General features: G+C 60.9%; 19 protein-coding genes and 1 pseudogene. 15 read left to right on the top strand and 5 right to left on the bottom strand.

Annotated elements, in window-relative coordinates:
* Positions 1-38 precede the first annotated feature (38 nt).
* The 11 genes and pseudogenes from Q0859_RS13280 (at position 39) to Q0859_RS13330 (ending at position 8,779) form a co-directional block, all read left to right on the top strand.
* Complete coding sequence (locus Q0859_RS13280) at positions 39-560, top strand: carbon monoxide dehydrogenase subunit G (RefSeq protein ID WP_299151906.1); 522 nt, start codon at positions 39-41, stop codon at positions 558-560.
* A gap of 90 nt (positions 561-650) precedes the next feature.
* Entirely contained in the window at positions 651-1,586 is a 936-nt protein-coding gene (locus tag Q0859_RS13285; protein ID WP_299151907.1) for an ABC transporter ATP-binding protein, read from the top strand.
* A complete protein-coding gene (locus tag Q0859_RS13290) occupies positions 1,583-2,344 on the top strand; it encodes an ABC transporter permease (RefSeq protein ID WP_299151910.1) in 762 nt (253 codons plus the stop codon). Before Q0859_RS13285 ends, Q0859_RS13290 begins: the two co-directional genes overlap by 4 nt.
* 69 nt (positions 2,345-2,413) lie before the next feature.
* A complete protein-coding gene (locus tag Q0859_RS13295) occupies positions 2,414-3,211 on the top strand; it encodes a S49 family peptidase (protein WP_299151911.1) in 798 nt (265 codons plus the stop codon).
* A 3-nt stretch (positions 3,212-3,214) separates the two neighbouring features.
* Positions 3,215-3,379, top strand: coding sequence for a hypothetical protein (locus Q0859_RS13300; protein WP_299151912.1), 165 nt, complete (start codon positions 3,215-3,217; stop codon positions 3,377-3,379).
* An 8-nt stretch (positions 3,380-3,387) separates the two neighbouring features.
* Positions 3,388-4,341, top strand: a complete 954-nt coding sequence (locus Q0859_RS13305; protein ID WP_299152124.1) for a calcium/sodium antiporter — start codon at positions 3,388-3,390, stop codon at positions 4,339-4,341.
* Positions 4,342-4,359: 18 nt separating this feature from the next.
* Positions 4,360-5,145 (top strand): annotated as a pseudogene (locus Q0859_RS13310) (SDR family oxidoreductase); the annotation flags it as partial.
* 353 nt (positions 5,146-5,498) lie between these two features.
* Entirely contained in the window at positions 5,499-7,343 is a 1,845-nt protein-coding gene (gene uvrC, locus Q0859_RS13315; RefSeq protein ID WP_299151914.1) for an excinuclease ABC subunit UvrC, read from the top strand.
* 80 nt (positions 7,344-7,423) lie between these two features.
* Positions 7,424-8,083 carry a CDP-diacylglycerol--glycerol-3-phosphate 3-phosphatidyltransferase gene (pgsA, locus tag Q0859_RS13320; protein ID WP_299151917.1) on the top strand — a complete coding sequence of 220 codons (660 nt, stop codon included), beginning with the start codon at positions 7,424-7,426 and terminating at the stop codon, positions 8,081-8,083.
* Between the two features lie 5 nt (positions 8,084-8,088).
* On the top strand, positions 8,089-8,334 hold the full coding sequence (moaD, locus tag Q0859_RS13325; protein WP_299151918.1) for a molybdopterin converting factor subunit 1: 246 nt from the start codon (positions 8,089-8,091) through the stop codon (positions 8,332-8,334).
* A 4-nt stretch (positions 8,335-8,338) separates the two neighbouring features.
* Positions 8,339-8,779 (top strand): molybdenum cofactor biosynthesis protein MoaE, encoded by a 441-nt coding sequence (locus Q0859_RS13330; protein ID WP_299151919.1) that lies wholly within the window; start codon positions 8,339-8,341, stop codon positions 8,777-8,779.
* Between the two features lie 130 nt (positions 8,780-8,909).
* Here the strand turns inward: Q0859_RS13330 and Q0859_RS13335 are convergent, their stop codons facing one another.
* From Q0859_RS13335 to ubiA, 3 genes are all read right to left on the bottom strand, one after another.
* Positions 8,910-9,236, bottom strand: coding sequence for a hypothetical protein (locus Q0859_RS13335; protein ID WP_299151920.1), 327 nt, complete (start codon positions 9,234-9,236; stop codon positions 8,910-8,912).
* Entirely contained in the window at positions 9,223-11,136 is a 1,914-nt protein-coding gene (locus Q0859_RS13340; protein WP_299151921.1) for an OmpA family protein, read from the bottom strand. The genes Q0859_RS13335 and Q0859_RS13340 overlap by 14 nt, the downstream gene beginning before the upstream one ends.
* Positions 11,137-11,198: 62 nt before the next feature.
* Entirely contained in the window at positions 11,199-12,161 is a 963-nt protein-coding gene (gene ubiA / locus Q0859_RS13345; protein WP_299151922.1) for a 4-hydroxybenzoate octaprenyltransferase, read from the bottom strand.
* A gap of 11 nt (positions 12,162-12,172) precedes the next feature.
* Between ubiA and Q0859_RS13350 the strand changes: the two genes are divergently transcribed.
* The 4 genes from Q0859_RS13350 to Q0859_RS13365 all read left to right on the top strand — a co-directional run bounded on the left by Q0859_RS13350 (position 12,173) and on the right by Q0859_RS13365 (position 15,808).
* Positions 12,173-12,889: a 16S rRNA (uracil(1498)-N(3))-methyltransferase gene (locus Q0859_RS13350; protein WP_299151925.1), complete on the top strand. Its 717-nt coding sequence runs from the start codon at positions 12,173-12,175 to the stop codon at positions 12,887-12,889.
* 2 nt (positions 12,890-12,891) lie between these two features.
* The gene (locus Q0859_RS13355; RefSeq protein WP_299151928.1) at positions 12,892-13,740 is read left to right on the top strand and encodes a GNAT family N-acetyltransferase; all 849 of its coding nucleotides are present in this window, start codon (positions 12,892-12,894) and stop codon (positions 13,738-13,740) included.
* 8 nt (positions 13,741-13,748) lie between these two features.
* Positions 13,749-14,285 carry a hypothetical protein gene (locus Q0859_RS13360; RefSeq protein ID WP_299151931.1) on the top strand — a complete coding sequence of 179 codons (537 nt, stop codon included), beginning with the start codon at positions 13,749-13,751 and terminating at the stop codon, positions 14,283-14,285.
* Between the two features lie 152 nt (positions 14,286-14,437).
* Complete coding sequence (locus Q0859_RS13365) at positions 14,438-15,808, top strand: glutamate--cysteine ligase (RefSeq protein ID WP_299151933.1); 1,371 nt, start codon at positions 14,438-14,440, stop codon at positions 15,806-15,808.
* Here the strand turns inward: Q0859_RS13365 and Q0859_RS13370 are convergent.
* Together Q0859_RS13370 and Q0859_RS13375 are read right to left on the bottom strand one after the other, a co-directional pair.
* Positions 15,805-16,428 (bottom strand): LysE family transporter, encoded by a 624-nt coding sequence (locus Q0859_RS13370; RefSeq protein WP_299151935.1) that lies wholly within the window; start codon positions 16,426-16,428, stop codon positions 15,805-15,807. The genes Q0859_RS13365 and Q0859_RS13370 overlap by 4 nt on opposite strands.
* 10 nt (positions 16,429-16,438) lie before the next feature.
* Positions 16,439-16,666 carry a hypothetical protein gene (locus Q0859_RS13375; protein WP_299152125.1) on the bottom strand — a complete coding sequence of 76 codons (228 nt, stop codon included), beginning with the start codon at positions 16,664-16,666 and terminating at the stop codon, positions 16,439-16,441.
* Positions 16,667-16,670: the final 4 nt, after the last annotated feature.

Consider the following 16,670-nt stretch of genomic DNA (forward strand, 5'->3'; position numbering starts at 1 on the left):
ATTAGGGTCCCAAGTCCTGACGAATGGAGCCTTGCGCAATGAAGATGTCCGACACCCGCCAGATCGCCGCCCCACCTGCCGAGGTCTATGCCGCGTTGCTCAACCCGGATGTGTTGAAATCCTGCGTGCCGGGTGCCACCGAAGTCACAGGCAGCCCCGAGGGCGGGTTCGAGGCGTCGGTGACCCAAAAGGTCGGCCCCGTAAAGGCGACGTTCAAAGGGCAGGTGACCCTGTCCGATATGGTCGAAAACGAAAGCCTGACAATCACGGGCGAGGGCAAGGGCGGGGCCGCAGGCTTTGCCAAGGGCGGTGCCGAGGTGCGCATGACAGGCGTGGATGGCGACACTGAACTGTCCTATGACGTTGAGGCGAAGGTGGGCGGCAAGCTGGCCCAATTGGGCAGCCGGATCATCGACGGTTTTGCCAAAAAGATGGCTGATCAGTTTTTCTCGAACCTGCAGGAGACCCTTGAAGGGCCAAGTGCACCGATTGAGGATGAAGCCCCGCCCGAGGGCGAAGCCAAAAAGGGGTGGCTGGGACGACTGACGGGCAAGGACTAGATCACCTGCACAGCGCGTTGTGCGCTTGTGCGCTGGCATGGGCTGCGCCTGCGCGCTACTTCCCTGCCACCACCCTGAAGCGGAGACGGCATGCCAACCATTCTGAGTATCAAAGACCTGCGCAAAGCTTATGATGGCGGTTTTGAGGCGCTCAAGGGCGTATCGCTTGAGATTGACGAGGGCGAGATCATTGCACTGCTTGGCCCCAATGGGGCGGGCAAAACGACGCTGATTTCGACCGTGTGCGGGATCACAATGCCCACATCAGGGTCTGTCACGGTTGCCGGATTCGACATTCTGCGTGATTTCCGTCAGGCTCGTAGTCTGATCGGGCTTGTCCCGCAGGAAATCGCGCTTGAACCCTTTGAAAGGGTCATCAACACGGTGCGCTTTTCGCGGGGGCTGTTCGGCAAGGGGCGCAAGGATGCCGCTGTTGAGGATATTCTGAGACGCCTGTCACTTTGGGACAAACGCGACAGCCAGATCCGTGCGCTCTCGGGTGGTATGAAACGCCGGGTGCTGATCGCCAAGGCGCTGGCGCACGAGCCGCGCGTGCTGTTTCTGGATGAACCCACCGCCGGTGTCGACGTCGAGTTGCGCAAGGATATGTGGGAAATCGTCGAGGGCCTGCGGGCGGACGGTGTGACCACGATCCTGACGACGCACTACATCGAAGAGGCCGAAGCCATCGCCGATCGTGTGGGTGTGATCAACAAGGGCGAAATCCTGCTGGTCGAGGACAAGGACAAGCTGATGGCGCGCATGGGCCAAAAACAACTGAACGTCCAACTGACCACGCAACTGGACGCGGTGCCCGAAGCACTTGGTGGCTATGATCTGACACTTGGTGACGAGGGCTGGACGCTGATCTACAGCTACGACACCAAAAGCGAGCGCACAGGCATCACCAAGCTGCTTACGGATGTGGCGGGGGTCGGATTGCAACTGCGTGATGTGGTGACACGGCAATCGAGCCTTGAGGATATTTTCGTCTCCCTCGTCAAAGAACCGGAGGGCAGCGCATGAATTGGTCCGCAATCAGTGCCATTTACGTCTTTGAAATGGCACGTTTTTTCCGTACAATTGCACAGTCCCTCATCTCGCCGGTGCTGTCCACATCGCTTTATTTCGTGGTGTTCGGGGCCGCCATCGGCAGCCGTATCGACGAGGTCGAGGGCGTCAGCTATGGCGCGTTCATCGTGCCGGGGTTGATCATGCTGACGGTGATGACCCAAGCCATTTCTAATGCCTCTTTCGGGATATATTTCCCGAAATTCATCGGTACGATCTATGAATTGCTGTCGGCCCCGATCAACTTCCTTGAAATCGTCATGGGCTATGTGGGCGCAGCCGCCACCAAGGCGATGTTCATCGGGATCATCATCCTGATCACCTCGTTCTTCTTTGTGGATATTCAGATCCAAAACCCCTTGGCGATGGTGCTGTTTCTTGTGTTGACCTGCGTCAGTTTCGCCCTGTTCGGGTTTATCATCGGCATCTGGGCGGGCAATTTTGAACAGTTGCAACTGGTGCCCTTGCTGATCGTGACCCCGCTCGTGTTCCTTGGGGGCTCATTCTATTCGATCTCGATGCTGCCGCCAGTGTGGCAGACCATTTCGATGTTCAATCCGGTCGTTTACCTGATCTCGGGATTTCGGTGGGCCTTTTTCGGGGTGGCGGATGTGCACATCGGGATGTCACTGCTGGCGATTGCAGGCTTTACCGGGCTGTGTCTGGGGGCTGTGTGGTGGATTTTCAAAACCGGGTGGCGCATCCGGCAATGACGTGTCGGCACACAACTGATTGGGCGCGCGACCTTGTTTGGGTGATGGTCGCATTCTACATGGGCTGAGATGAAACGTTTTATCCCATTTTTGAAGTCTGACCCGCAGGTGGCCGTTATCCGGCTGCAAGGGGTCATCGCAGGCGGCACACGTGGCACGCTGAACGATCAGGCCCTCGCGTCGGTGATCGAAAAGGCATTTACCAAGGGTAAACCCGTCGCCGTCGCGCTTGAGGTCAATTCGCCCGGTGGCAGCCCTGTGCAATCCTCGCTGATTGGCGCGCGCATCCGGCAGCTGGCCGAGGAAAAGGACCTTCCCGTCATCGCCTTTGTCGAGGATGTGGCCGCATCCGGTGGCTACTGGCTGGCGGTGGCCGCAGACGAGATTTATGCCGATCCAAGTTCGGTTGTGGGCTCTATCGGGGTGATTTCAGCAGGGTTTGGCGCACATGAGTTCATGGCCAAGCAAGGGGTTGAGCGGCGGGTGTACACGGCCGGGAAATCCAAATCGATGCTGGACCCGTTCCGCCCCGAGAAACCCGAAGATGTGGCGCGCCTGAAAGGGCTGCTTGACGATATCCACACCAACTTTATCGACCACGTCCAAACCCGCCGCGCAGGCAAGCTGGACGCAGAGGCCGAGTTGTTCACGGGCGAGGTGTGGCTGGCGGCCAAAGCGCAGAAACTGGGGCTGATCGACGGGATCGGCCACCTCAAGCCGATGCTCAGGGCGCGCTTTGGCGACAAGGTCAAGCTACGTCGCTATGGTGTTCGCCGTCCTTTCCTGTCACGGTTCGGCGCACAAGTGATTGACGATACGATCAATTCCATCGAAGAGCGGGCAGCCTACGCCCAGTTTGGACTGTAACTGATGCTCTCAAAGATCGTCGTTCTGTTTCTGGTCTTTATCGGTGTGCTTGCCATGTTCGGCAAACTGCACTGGATCGGCGGCAAACGGCTGAGCAAGGCCAAGTGTGATTGCGGTCGCTATCGCATCGGCAAGGGGCCATGCGCCTGCGGGCGGGGCAAATCCTGATGGCCGAGCTGATGCCATGGAGCCTGAGCGGGTTGGGTCTGGTGATCCTGCTGCTTGCGGGGGACTCGCTGGTCAAAGGGGCGGTGAACCTGTCGCTGCGCCTCGGGGTGCCGGCCCTGATTGTCAGCCTGACCATCGTTGCCTTTGGGACCTCTGCGCCTGAACTGTTGATCGCGGTCGAGGCGATCCTTGATGATGCGCCGGGCCTTGCCATGGGCAATGTGGTGGGCTCCAACACGGCTAATATTCTGCTGGTCCTGGGCATTCCGGCGTTGCTTGCGACCATGCACACCTCTGAATGCGACACCAAAAAGACGTTCAACTACATGATTGCGGCGTCGATCCTGTTCATCGCCCTGGCTTTTCGTGGCACGTTTGACTGGGTTGCCGCCATCGTTCTGCTGGGTGCGTTGGCCTTTGTGCTCTTTGATCAGGCGATGGAGGCGAAAGGCCACCGCGACGCGGATGCGGCCACCCCTGATGTGGACGAAGAGATCGAAGGCGTTGACCCCGACCTGCCCGGTTGGCGCATTGCGGTGTTCCTGATCCTTGGGCTTATTGGTCTGCCGCTCGGGGCCAGCCTGCTGGTCGACAACGCCACCATCATCGCCAAGATGTACGGTGTCAGCGACACGGTCATCGGCCTCACGCTGGTGGCCATTGGCACCTCGCTGCCCGAACTTGCGACCACGGTCATGGCGGCCCTGCGCCGTCAGGCAGATGTGGCGCTTGGCAATGTGATCGGGTCGAACATGTTCAACCTGCTCGCCATCATTGGCATTGCGAGCCTTGTGGGGCCGATCCCGGTTGATCAGGCGTTCCTGCGCTTCGATCTGTGGGTGATGCTGGCCGCGTCGATCCTGCTGGTGCCCTTCGTCTACATGCGCCGGGATATCACGCGGATCTGGGGCGTGATCTTGACCGCGCTTTATGTGGCCTATCTGGCTGTTGTACTAAGCTGACAACCCAAGACAAAGGAGAGGGCGATGAAGCGCGCGCTTGTGACAGGGGCAGGGCACCGATTGGGCCAGGCCATGGCGGTCTATCTGGCCAAACGCGGATATGACGTGGCGGTGCATTACGCGAGTTCCGACAAAGGTGCGCTGGAAACCGTTGTACAGATCGAGGCCGAGGGGCAGCGCGGCGTCGCGCTCCATGCGGACCTGCTGGATGAGGACGCAACAGGAGCCTTGTTTGGCCGCGCGGTTGAGGCGTTGGGCGGGCCGATCACCTGTCTGGTCAACAACGCCTCGATCTTTGAATATGACGACATCACATCAGCGACCCGCGACAGCTGGGACCGCCACATGGACAGTAATCTGCGCGCGCCCTTCGTACTGACGCAGGCCATGGCAGCCCAGGGGCTTGAGCCTGCGCGCGACGACATGGACGAACCTGTGGCCGCGGGCCTTATACTCAACATGGTCGATCAGCGGGTGCGCAAGCTGACGCCCGAATTTATGACCTACACGCTGGCCAAGATGGGGCTGTGGGCGTTGACCCAAACAAGTGCGCGCGCACTGGCCCCTGTGATCCGGGTCAATGCCATCGGCCCCGGACCCACCCTGCAAGGGGGGCGGCAAAGCGCGGAGCACTTCGCCAAACAACGCGCTGCAACATTGCTGGAACGCGGATCAAACCCAGACGACATCGTCGCGGCCCTGGGCTATTTCCTCGACTCTCCTGCCATCTCGGGGCAATTGCTGTGCGTAGATGGAGGGCAACATCTGGCATGGGAAACACCGGACGTTGTAGGGGTCGAATAGAGGTGCCAAAGCAGACCGGCAGGATGACCCCAAGTAAGTTTTGCACCGCGTTAATCTCTGTTACAAAAATGTTAAAAAAATCTGAGACTTTTCAAATACTTGCGGTTGGCAAAAATAAAGGTCTTTATTTTTCAATGGGTTGAGTAACTGCCTAAAAATTAGGCATCCGAGAGAAGGGTCCAAAAAACAAGGAAAAATCCTCCCCACTTTTGAGTTATCTGCAGACTTACCCACAGGATCGGTGGATGCAAGATTGCTTGATCCCACCTTTGATACAGTGCAGCCCAACAGCGAAAAATACGAATCGAATGGCGAACGACTCAGATCATACTCTCCCTCAGGATGAGCAACCCGTGCCAACCGGCCACGCGGTTATTCATGCCTATCTCAAGACGCTGGATTCCTCGCCCGGCGTCTACCGTATGCTCGACCGCGAAAGCCGGGTTTTGTACGTTGGCAAGGCGCGCAACCTGCGCGCGCGGGTGTCGAATTATGCACGCCCTTCGCCGCAGCATTCGGGGCGGATTGCGCGGATGATTTCGATGACCGCGTCGATGATGTTCCTGACCACCCGGACCGAGACCGAGGCGCTGTTGCTGGAACAGAACCTTATCAAGCAGCTCAAGCCCAAGTTCAACGTGCTGTTGCGCGACGACAAATCCTTTCCAAATATCTTGGTCACGGGCGACCATTCCTTTGCGCAGATCAAGAAACATCGCGGTGCCAAAAAGGAAAAGGGGGCATATTACGGCCCCTTCGCCAGCGCGGGCGCGGTGAACCGCACCCTCAACCAGCTGCAAAAAGTGTTCCTGCTGCGCAACTGCACTGATTCAATGTTCCAAAGCCGGACACGCCCCTGCCTGTTGCACCAGATCAAGCGGTGTTCGGCCCCTTGTGTCGGCCTGATCTCCGAAGCGGATTACGCGCAATCGGTGAAGGATGCGGAACGCTTTTTGTCGGGGCGCAGCACGGATATTCAGGCCAAGCTTGCCGGGCAGATGGCTGAAGCCTCCGAGGCGATGGAGTTCGAACGCGCCGCCGCCCTGCGCGACCGTATCCGTGCCATGACCCAGGTGCAGTCCGCCCAAGGCATCAACCCGCGCAACGTGGACGAGGCCGACATCGTGGCCCTGCATCTGGAACAGGGACAGGCCTGCGTGCAGGTGTTTTTCATCCGTGCGGGTCAGAACTGGGGCAATCAGGATTTCTATCCCCGCGTGGGTGCGGATGTGGATGCGACCGAGGTGCTTGAGGCGTTCCTGGGGCAGTTCTACGACACCAAGGAACCGCCCCGCCAACTCATCCTGTCCAATGAAATTGAAAACCCCGACCTGATGGCCGAGGCGCTGACGGGCAAGCTGGGGCGCAAGGTCGAATTGCTGGTGCCCAAACGCGGCGAAAAGGCCGAACTTGTCGACAGCGCCCTGCGCAATGCCCGTGAAAGTCTGGCCCGCAAGATGTCCGAGACCGCGACCCAGACCAAATTGCTGCGTGGGTTGGCCGACGCCTTTGATCTGCCCGAACCCCCCGCCCGGATCGAGGTCTATGACAACAGCCATATTCAGGGCACGAACGCTGTAGGGGCCATGATCGTGGCCGGCCCCGAAGGTTTCGTGAAAAACAGCTATCGCAAGTTCAATATCAAGGGTGACGATCTGGTGCCCGGTGATGACTTTGGCATGATGAAAGAGGTGCTGCACCGCCGCTTCAAGCGGTTGCAGACCGAGGACCCGGATCGCGAAAAGGGCATGTGGCCCGACTTGTTGCTGATCGACGGCGGGGCGGGGCAGGTGAGCGCGGTGGCCCAGATCATGGCCGAACACGGGGTCGAGGACATTCCGATGGTGGGTGTTGCCAAGGGCGTGGACCGGGACGCGGGCAAGGAAGAATTCCATCGCATGGGCAAGCGCCCCTTTGCACTGCGCCACAACGATCCGGTGCTGTATTTCGTGCAGCGGATGCGGGACGAGGCGCACCGCTTTGCCATCGGCACCCACCGCGCCAAACGCGCCAAGTCCAATATGAAGAACCCGCTGGATGATATCGCGGGGGTGGGGGCGGCGCGCAAACGCGCATTGCTGGCGCATTTCGGGTCGGCCAAGGCGGTGGGGCGCGCCAATCTGGCAGACCTCAAGGCAGTCGAAGGGGTATCCGAGGGGTTGGCCCAGAAGGTCTATGACTTCTTTCACGACACATGATGCACGAGGCGAAAGGGGTAAGGCGCACGTCTGCGTGCGCCCCCTTCCGGCCCTGCGATGCGTAGGCTAAAGAGGGCGGTATGATCTGGAATGTTCCCAACCTTCTGACTGTTCTGCGCTTGTTGGCAGCCCCTTTGGTGGCTGTGATGTTCCTGTATTTCACGCGCCCCTATGCGGATCTGTTTGCGGTTGTGTTATTTGTGGGCGCGGCCATCACAGACTGGTTCGACGGCTATCTCGCCCGCGCGTGGGGGCAGCAGACGAAACTGGGCACCATGCTTGACCCCATTGCGGACAAGGCGATGGTGGTGATTGCGCTGATGGTCATTGTCGGGTTTTCGTCCTGGTCGCCGTGGCTTGTGTTGCCTGCGACCATGATCCTGTTCCGTGAGGTTTTTGTGTCCGGCTTGCGCGAGTTTCTTGGCGACACCGCAGGCACGCTCAAGGTGACGGCGCTGGCCAAGTGGAAGACCACGTTGCAGATGGTCGCCATTGCGGTTCTGTTTTCCCAAGGGGTTTTTGAACATTACTTCGGGATGTCGATCTGGGGCATGGACAATGAGATGGTGTCGGCCATTCTCAACGGGGACGAACCGGATTTGCTGGGCCTGCGCTGGAAGCTGAGCGGGGCCGAATGGTCGGGCCGGATCGGGCTGTGGCTGCTCTGGATCGCGGCGGCGCTGACCCTGATCACCGGGTGGGATTACTTCCGCAAGGCGACCCCCTATCTGAAAGGATAAGTGCGATGAATGTTTTGTACTTTGCATGGGTACGCGAGCGTATCGGACTGCCTCGCGAAGAGATAGAAACCGAGGCTGCGACGGTCGCGGATCTGGTCACTGAATTGTGCGGCCGTGAGGACCGTTATGCGGCAGCCTTTGCTGACCTCAGTGCATTGCGTGTTGCCGTCGATCAGACCCTGAGCGATTTTGATGCGCCTTTGGCGGGCGTGCGCGAAGTGGCGTTCTTTCCGCCCATGACCGGAGGGTAGCGCCATGGATGTGCGTGTGCAGGAGGCCACTTTTGACCTTGGTGCCGAGAGCGCGGGGTTTGTGGCACGCTGTGCGGCATCGGGAGCTGTGGTCACCTTCACAGGTATCGTGCGTGATGTGGCGCAGGGGCTTGAGGCGATGGAGATCGAGCACTATCCCGGCATGACCGAAGCCGCCCTAAGCGACATTGCTGCCGAGGCTTGTGCGCGCTGGATGCTCGAAGACGCGCTGATCATTCATCGCCATGGCCGTCTGGCCCCCGGTGAGATGATTATGATGGTGGCGACCGCGGCCCCGCACCGGAAGGATGCGTTCGAGGCGGCGGAGTATCTTATGGATTACCTCAAATCCCGCGCGCCGTTTTGGAAGCGCGAAATCACGCGGGCGGGGGCGACGTGGGTTGCGGCCAAAGATACGGATGAGGATGCCTTGAAGCGCTGGTGATCCGAAGGACGCCCTTGCGGGCGACACGATGTTCAGGGGGCGCTGCCCCCGTCGCTGGCGCGACTCCCCCGCGGTATTTTTGGTCAAAAGAAGGGGCGGAGTCGTAAGGCGGACGTGTCGTCCGCCCGTCTCAGCCTGCGTGTTGCCGGTCGATCCAGGCGCGTAGTTCTTCGGTTTCATGGCGCGCATCGCGCAGGCCATCCATGGCTGCGCGCAGTTCCGCCTCGGTCTGAGCCAGTTGGTTGGTCAGTTCCGCTTCGCGTTGTTGCAGATATGTGATCGCCTGATCGCGGGTTTCTTCGGCCTCGTGCAGTTCCTGACTCATCCGGTCGAGCTCGGCCACATCGCCCGCTGCAACCCGCGTAAAGCGGTGGATCAGCCAGTTTGCGAACCAGCCCAGACAGAACGCAATGAAGAGAATGATGGCTGTCGCAATGACAAACTCAGTTCTGCTCATCGTCGGATCCTTCGGTTTCGGCCGCAGCTTCGCTGTCTGTATCGCCTGAACCGGCGAGGGTTTCCAGCGTTGTTTCACCTTCCGGGGCAGATGGGGCAGGCCGGATCAGTTTGAATTCGATCCGCCGGTTGGCCTCGCGCCCTTCTTCGGTGTCGTTGTCCGCGATGGGGTTGCTTTCGCCGTATCCCTTGGCGGTGTAGGTTGAGGTCAGCACCCGGCGTGCCCGCAATTCGTTCAGCACCGACTGGGCGCGCGCCTGGCTGAGGCTTGCGTTCATTTCCTCGCGTCCCTGGCTGTCGGTATGCCCCTGAATTTCCAGTTTGATATCGCCGCATTGTTGCAGCAACTCGGCGATATCATCCATCGTACCCAAGGCACTTGCATCGATCGTCGCACTGCTGGGCTCGAATGTGATTTTCGAGGTCGTCAGGATGTTTGATATTTCGGCCTCGCATTCGTCGGGTGTGGGAAGTGCGGCAACCGGGTCCAGCTTTTCCTGATATGTCACCCGAATGTCGAATTCCTGTGCCTCTCCGAGTTTCGTGGCGAGCAGCGATGCAATATTCGTCGAGGCTTGCGGGTTGCCGGTGTTGCCTGACACCACCACCGTTTCCGGGGTGACCGTGACCGCGCCGTTTGACAGTTGCGACAGCGCCTCAAGCCCCGTCAGAACCCGCACGGGCCACGTATTGGGCAGGTTGTCGACAAGCCGCGTCGCCATGTAGACCGCATCCGATCCAAAGGCTGCCCGCGCATAGCTGTCCGCCACATTGCGCAGATTTTCGTCCGAAAGCCGTCCGCGCAGTTGCACCTGTCCTTCGGGGCTGAGCGTGGCCACAAATTCCTGGGGGCCCTGATTGGGGTCCACCGTCTCGGGCAGCTTGGCATAAAGGGCAAACACTTCGGGCAGGTCATTTTCCAACTCCCCCACGATCCGGTCGAAATCCGCCTGCTCTGTGCCTTCGGCTGCGACCAGCGTGATATCGGCATCCGAGAATGTGACCGTGCCCGCGCCAAGTTCTGCGAGTGCTGTGATGGCTTGTTCCACCGCTTGCGCCCATCTGGGACTGGGCACTCCCATGCCCACCATGCAGTCACCCGGCCCGGTCAATCCAGCGGCAAGGGCTGCATTCATAATCTGGGTTCGGCTTGCCATCGTGTCCGCCGAACATGCGTCAAACCGGGTTCCTTCGGTGTCCTTGACCAGCCGCAGCGTGAACGGTGTGATCACGGGTCGGGGGGCCGCGACATTCAGCGAGACCCGTAACCCCGGAGGTGTTGCGCGTCGCATTTGCGATTCCAGCCGTGTCTTTTCTTCTGCACTGTCGGTGATCGCATTTATTGCGACCCGCCCTGCGGACACGGACACCTTGGCGCGCGGCAGTCGTTCCATCGCGGTCAATGCAAAGCCAAGCGCGTCATTCCACCCGTCGGGCGTCGGATAGTCCGCCTGTTCGATCAGGTCGGTTACGGGGAGTTGTCCACTGATCGCGCGTACCCGGTCGAGCACCTCGTCCCGGTCGGTTTCCGCGGGGATCAGCCCGATGATTGACAGGCCCGCGTCGTTGCGCAGGATTTCAGCCGAAAACCGTGGGGGGGCGATGGCGGCTGCCGCTTCGACCTGCATGTCGTCAATGACCCGCGCCGCATCAACGACGGTGCCTGCTGTGGACAGTGCTGCAAAGCGCACTGCTTCGGTGGGTGCGATCCCGGCCAATGTCACTTGCAGCCCATCGGCCTGTACCTCGGCCCATGTCATGCCTTCTTCGTCCAGCGCGTCGCGCACCCCGATTTCCGAGCTGTCCTCGATCAATTGCACCGACAGATTGGCCGCCACCAGAGACAGCACCGCCGCCACGGCGAAAGTTCCGACAATCATCAAAAGCGAGGACAGGCGCATCGTGATCCCATGTGTTGTTGCTGTGGTTGTTCGGGTTTATGCCTGTCGGCCCCGTGTTTCAATCATGCCATAAGGGCAGCGCAAAAAAACAACAGCGGGATTATGCCAGTGTCTCGGTTGGCCCGGAACAGTTGCAGGCATTTGCCCGGGTCTTCGATGTCAAGCCCGCGCAGCTGCCATGCCATGTGCCAGCCCATCGCCCAAGGCCCCCCGAGTGCGAGGACCATGGCGAGGATTGACGCCTCATCAAGGGCTGCAAAGATCACGGCGATCCCCATCAACCCGACGGTGCTCATCAGGAACCGCCGCAGCCATTTGGCGGTATCCGTCCCGAACAGCCGGGCGGTCGATTTGATCCCGATCAGCGCGTCGTCCTCGGTGTCCTGATGCGCATAGATCGTGTCGTAAAACAACGTCCATGCGATCCCGGCGAGGTAGAGCACGACCGCCGGGGCTTCAAGCTGCCCGGTATGGGCGGTCCACGCCAAAAGCGCGCCCCAGTTGAAGGCAAGCCCCAAAAAGACCTGCGGCCACCACGTGAACCGCTTGGCAAACGGATAGATCGCCACGGGGACCAGCGCGAGAACCCCAAGCAGGATTGCGTTTGTGTTGAACGTCAGCAGGATGCCAAACGCGATCAAAGCCTGCGCGCACATCCAGATCACAGCGCCTTTGACGCTGACCTGTCCCGAGGGAATGGGCCGCGAGCGGGTCCGCTCGACCTGCCCGTCAAAGTCCCGGTCCGAAATATCATTCCATGTGCACCCTGCGCCCCGCATCAGGAACGCGCCGATCCCGCAGCCTATCGCGATCCATGCGTCGAACCACGTGGCACTCTGGTCGTGCAGCATTGCAAGGCTTAGCCCCCAGAGACACGGGATCAGAAGCAACCATGTGCCGATGGGCCGATCCGCCCGGCTCAGCCGCAGATAGGGTCGCGTCACGGCTGGTGCAATAGCGTCCACCCAATTGCCTTTTACCGCATCTGCGACATGCCCATCTGGTGCTGGTTCGGTGTTGGTCATATGCAGGGTCCATGAGTGAAGCCAAGATCCGCCTTTATGTAGAGCACCCTTTGGGGCAGGGGCAATCCGTCGTCCTGTCGCGGGACCAGGCGCATTATCTGTTTGGGGTCATGCGTTTGGCTTTGGGCGCGCCTGTGTTGCTGTTCAACGGGGTCGATGGCGAATGGCTGGCCGAGGTCGCCGAGGCGGGCAAGCGCGGCGGGGTTCTGGCCTGCGTCGCGGCGCGCCGCCCCTTGGTTATTCCGCCCGATCTGTGGTTGATGTTCGCCCCCATCAAGAAGGCCCGCACCGACTTCATCGTGGAAAAGGCCGCCGAGATGGGCGTGCGCCGCATTGTGCCTGTGCAGACCGAGTTTACCAATGCGGGCCGGGTGCAACGCGACCGGTTGCAAGCCCATGCGGTCGAGGCCGCCGAGCAATGCGGCGGCACCTTCGTGCCCGAGGTGGCTGAAATGGTGCGGCTGGATCGCGCTTTGGCGGATCTGGGCGACCGGCAGGTGATGTTTTGCGACGAGGCAGAGGTCGGCGGCGCGCCGGCCTTGCCGGACGTGGCGGGACCGTGGGCGGTGCTGATCGGCCCCGAAGGCGGGTTTTCGGACAAGGAACGCGCCCGGCTGCAAAGCCTTGATCAGGCGCATGCCGTCGCCCTCGGGCCGCGGATCTTGCGCGCCGATACGGCCGCTGTGGCTGCTTTGACCGTCTGGCAGCAACGCTTGGGGGATTGGTGAGGATGGCGCAGGACACCTGCGCCTTACGCCGTGCAGGCCGCGATGATGCAGCGGCGATAGAGCGGTTCCTGTCCGGGCATGCCGAAACCTCGATGTTCCTGCGGTCAAATCTGGCTGCGCATGGGATTGGGGACAGCACGGCGCGGGCCGCGACAGATTTCGTGATCGCACAAGATGCCGAGGGGATCAAAGCGGTCTTCGGGATCACCCGGGCGGGCTATGTGCTGGTACAGATGCCAAATCCCGTGCCGGAAATTCCGATATTGCAACACATGTGGGCCGGGCGGGCCGTTATGGGACTGACGGGGGTGCCGCATCAGGTTGCGGCGATGTTGACGGCGCTTGGCCTCGAACAGAGGGTGCCCGCGCTTGACGATAACGAACCGCTCTACACGCTCGCGCTTGGTGACCTGGCAGTACCACGTGTTGTGGTGCACCCGCCCACCCCGGCGGATCACACGCTGCTGGCGGGCTGGTTCGCAGCCTATGGGCGCGAGACCGGCACCGCCTTCACGGATGCCGAGGCACAGGAGCGGGCGACACGTGCCGTTGAAACCGCGGGGACACGTCTTCTCAAGGTCGAAGATCGCCCGGTTGCAATGACGGCCATCAATGCCAAAGTCAGTGATATGGTGCAGGTTGGGGGCGTGTTTGTGCCACCCGCTTTGCGCGCGCGCGGTTATGGCCGTCATGTGGTGGCAGGCCACTTGCAAGAGGCACGGGACGCGGGCATGAGCCGCGCCATCCTGTTCGCTGCCAACGCAGCGGCAGCCAGAGCTTACGAAGCGATCGGCTTCACACGGATCGGGGATTATCGCATTGTGATGTACGCCAACCCGGTCACCATCTGAAAGGAAGCGTGATGTTCTTTCGACCCGAAGCAACCGCCCAAATCTGGCGCTGGCGCGAAGTGCTGGTGGGCGTCGCACTGGCTGTTCTCGCCTTGTGGTGGTTGGCCGGGCCCGGCGGATTGCTGGGCTTCATCGCGCCCGTTCTGCTGGTCGGGGCAGGCGCGTTGATCATGGTCGGCCTGCAACGGGGCCGCTTTCGCGGGGCCGGGGGTGGGCTTGGTACCGTGCAGGTGGACGAAGGTCAGGTCACCTACTTTGGGCCACTGTCGGGCGGTGCCATCGCGATGCGCGAGATGCAGCGCCTCATGCTGGACGGCGCGCAGCGTCCTGCGCACTGGCGATTGGAACAACTTGGCCACCCGCCCGTGATGATCCCGGTGGATGCCGAAGGAGCGGATGCGCTTTTTGATGCGTTCGCGGCTTTGCCGGGGCTGAAAACCGAACGGATGCTGGCCCAATTGCGCGATGGACCCTCCAAGCCTGTGCTGATCTGGGAACGCGCCGCACCCACGCTTGCGCAGATGAAGCCTGCGGGCCGTGCCTGACTGCGCAAGCCCGAGTTGAGCGGGGGGCGAACCCATGCGCATCTGCGCGCACTGGCCCGTGAATTGGTGCAGACCCTGCGCGCATTGACACCCCCGCCAAATCGCCCCATCCCTAGACCTCAAACTTGCGGCCATTCGGGAGCGCCCAGTCCATGTCTATTCCCCAGTCCGGCGGCGGACCGATCGAGCATCACGACCAGTTGGCCGAATATATGGCTGAAGGGTGCAAACCCAAGGGCGCATGGCGCATCGGGACAGAGCACGAGAAATTCGGCTATTGTCAGGACACGCTGAAACCGCTGCCGTTCGAGGGCGCACGTTCGGTCGAGGCCGTTTTGGGTGGTCTGCGGGATCGCCACGGCTGGAGCGAAGTGCGCGAGGGTGGCAAGCTGACCGGACTTGAAAAGGGGAGGTGCAACATCTCGCTTGAACCCGGTGGCGCGCTGGAACTGGCTGGTGCCCCGCTCGAGACGATCCACGAGACCTGCGACGAGACCAACCAGCATCTGGCCGAAGTCACCGAGGTAGCCAATGAAATCGGAGTGGGTTTTATCGGTCTGGGGGCCGCGCCCCATTGGACGCACGAAGAAATGCCGCTGATGCCCAAGGGCCGCTACAAGCTGATGGATGCCTATATGGGCAAGGTCGGCACGATGGGGCGCACGATGATGCGGCGCACCTGCACGGTGCAGGTGAACCTTGATTTTGCCTCCGAAGCGGACATGGTCCAAAAGATGCGCGTCGCCGTGGCGTTGCAGCCCGTGGCCGTCGCCTTATTTGCAAACTCTCCGTTCTTTGAGGGCAAACTAAACGGCCACAAGTCGTGGCGGTCCCGTGTCTGGCGCGACCTTGACCCGGACCGCACCGGCATGGTGCCCTTCATCTTCGAGGACGGGTTCGGGTTCGAGGCATGGGTGCAATATGCGCTCGATGTGCCGATGTATTTTGTCTACCGCGACGGCAAATATATCGACGCGTTGGGTATGTCGTTCCGCGATTTCATGGCCGGAAAGCTGCCCGCATTGCCGGGCGAGACGCCGACGCTCAGCGATTGGGCCGATCACATGACGACCGCCTTTCCCGAGGCACGTGTCAAGAAATTCATCGAAATGCGTGGGGCGGATGGCAACCCGTGGCGGCGTTTGTGTGCGCTGCCAGCGTTCTGGGTCGGCTTGATGTATGATCAGAACGCGCTGGATGCAGCATGGGATCTGGTCAAAGGGTTTGACGCAGAAACGCGCGAAGGGTTGCGTGTCGCGGCCTCTGAACAAGGGCTTCAGGCCGAGGTGAACGGGGTGCGGATGCACGATCTGGCCCGTCAGGCGGTCGAGATTTCGCGGGCCGGGCTGGTGGCGCGGGCGCGCAGTGGTGCCGGTGGTCTGGTCCCGGATGAAACACATTTCCTGAACGCGCTTCAGGAAAGTATCGATACGGGCAAAGTGCCCGCGGACGAGTTGATCGACCGCTATAACTCCGACTGGAACGGCGACGTGACGCGGGTGTTTACGGACTATTCCTACTAGGCCAACTTGGCCGTCAGGATACGCAGGGCGGCGGCCCCGAAAAAGATCGCGAAGGCGGCCTCGAACATGCGTTTGGCGCGCGCATAAGCCCGGATCATTGGCCCGGATGAAAAGATAAACGCGTAGCCGTGAAAGACCGTAAAGCTAAGCGCGCCCACGGCCAGAATGACGGTGACAAGTGCCGAGACCGGCGCGCCGGGCGGCACCCCGACCGAATAAAGCGCGCCAAAGAACAGGATCGCCTTGGGATTCGTCAGATGCAGCCCCAGCCCCTTGGCATAGTGGCCCCGGATCGACTTTTGGCTGACGTCGGGCACTTTCAGTGAGGCACCCGCCCAGGCCGCGCGTGCGGATTTGATGGCCAGCCAGCCGAGATAGGCGGCCCCCGCATAGCGCACAATCTCGAACAGCCACGCATTGGCCAGCATGATCGCTCCAAGCCCAAAGGCCGCTGACACGGACCACATGAACGACCCTGTGGTCACACCTGATGCGACGGCCAACCCCGCCCGCCGTCCCGACGCCATGGAGGTGCCCGCAATCGTGAGCGTGGCCGGGCCGGGACTTGCGCCAGCCAACAAGGCGGCCAGCAGGATGAGGGGCAGGTTGATATCTGTCATGTTCGCCACCCTAGAGGTCAGGTCGCGCCGCGTCTACGAAGGCGCGCACCTTTTGATCAGACATTTCGCAGGGCCTGAGCTGTGCACCGGATGCCAGATCGTACCAGTTGAGGCTGATATAGTCCGGCCCGCCCAGTTCCTCTGCGACCAATTTAATGGATTTTCCGCCCGCAAAGCTGGATTTTGTGACCACATAGCGCCGCCCATATGCGGTGGCGGTGAAGGTGCCGTGCGGCAGGGCT

The organism is uncultured Tateyamaria sp. (genome assembly GCF_947497045.1).
Taxonomy (GTDB): Bacteria; Pseudomonadota; Alphaproteobacteria; order Rhodobacterales; family Rhodobacteraceae; genus Tateyamaria.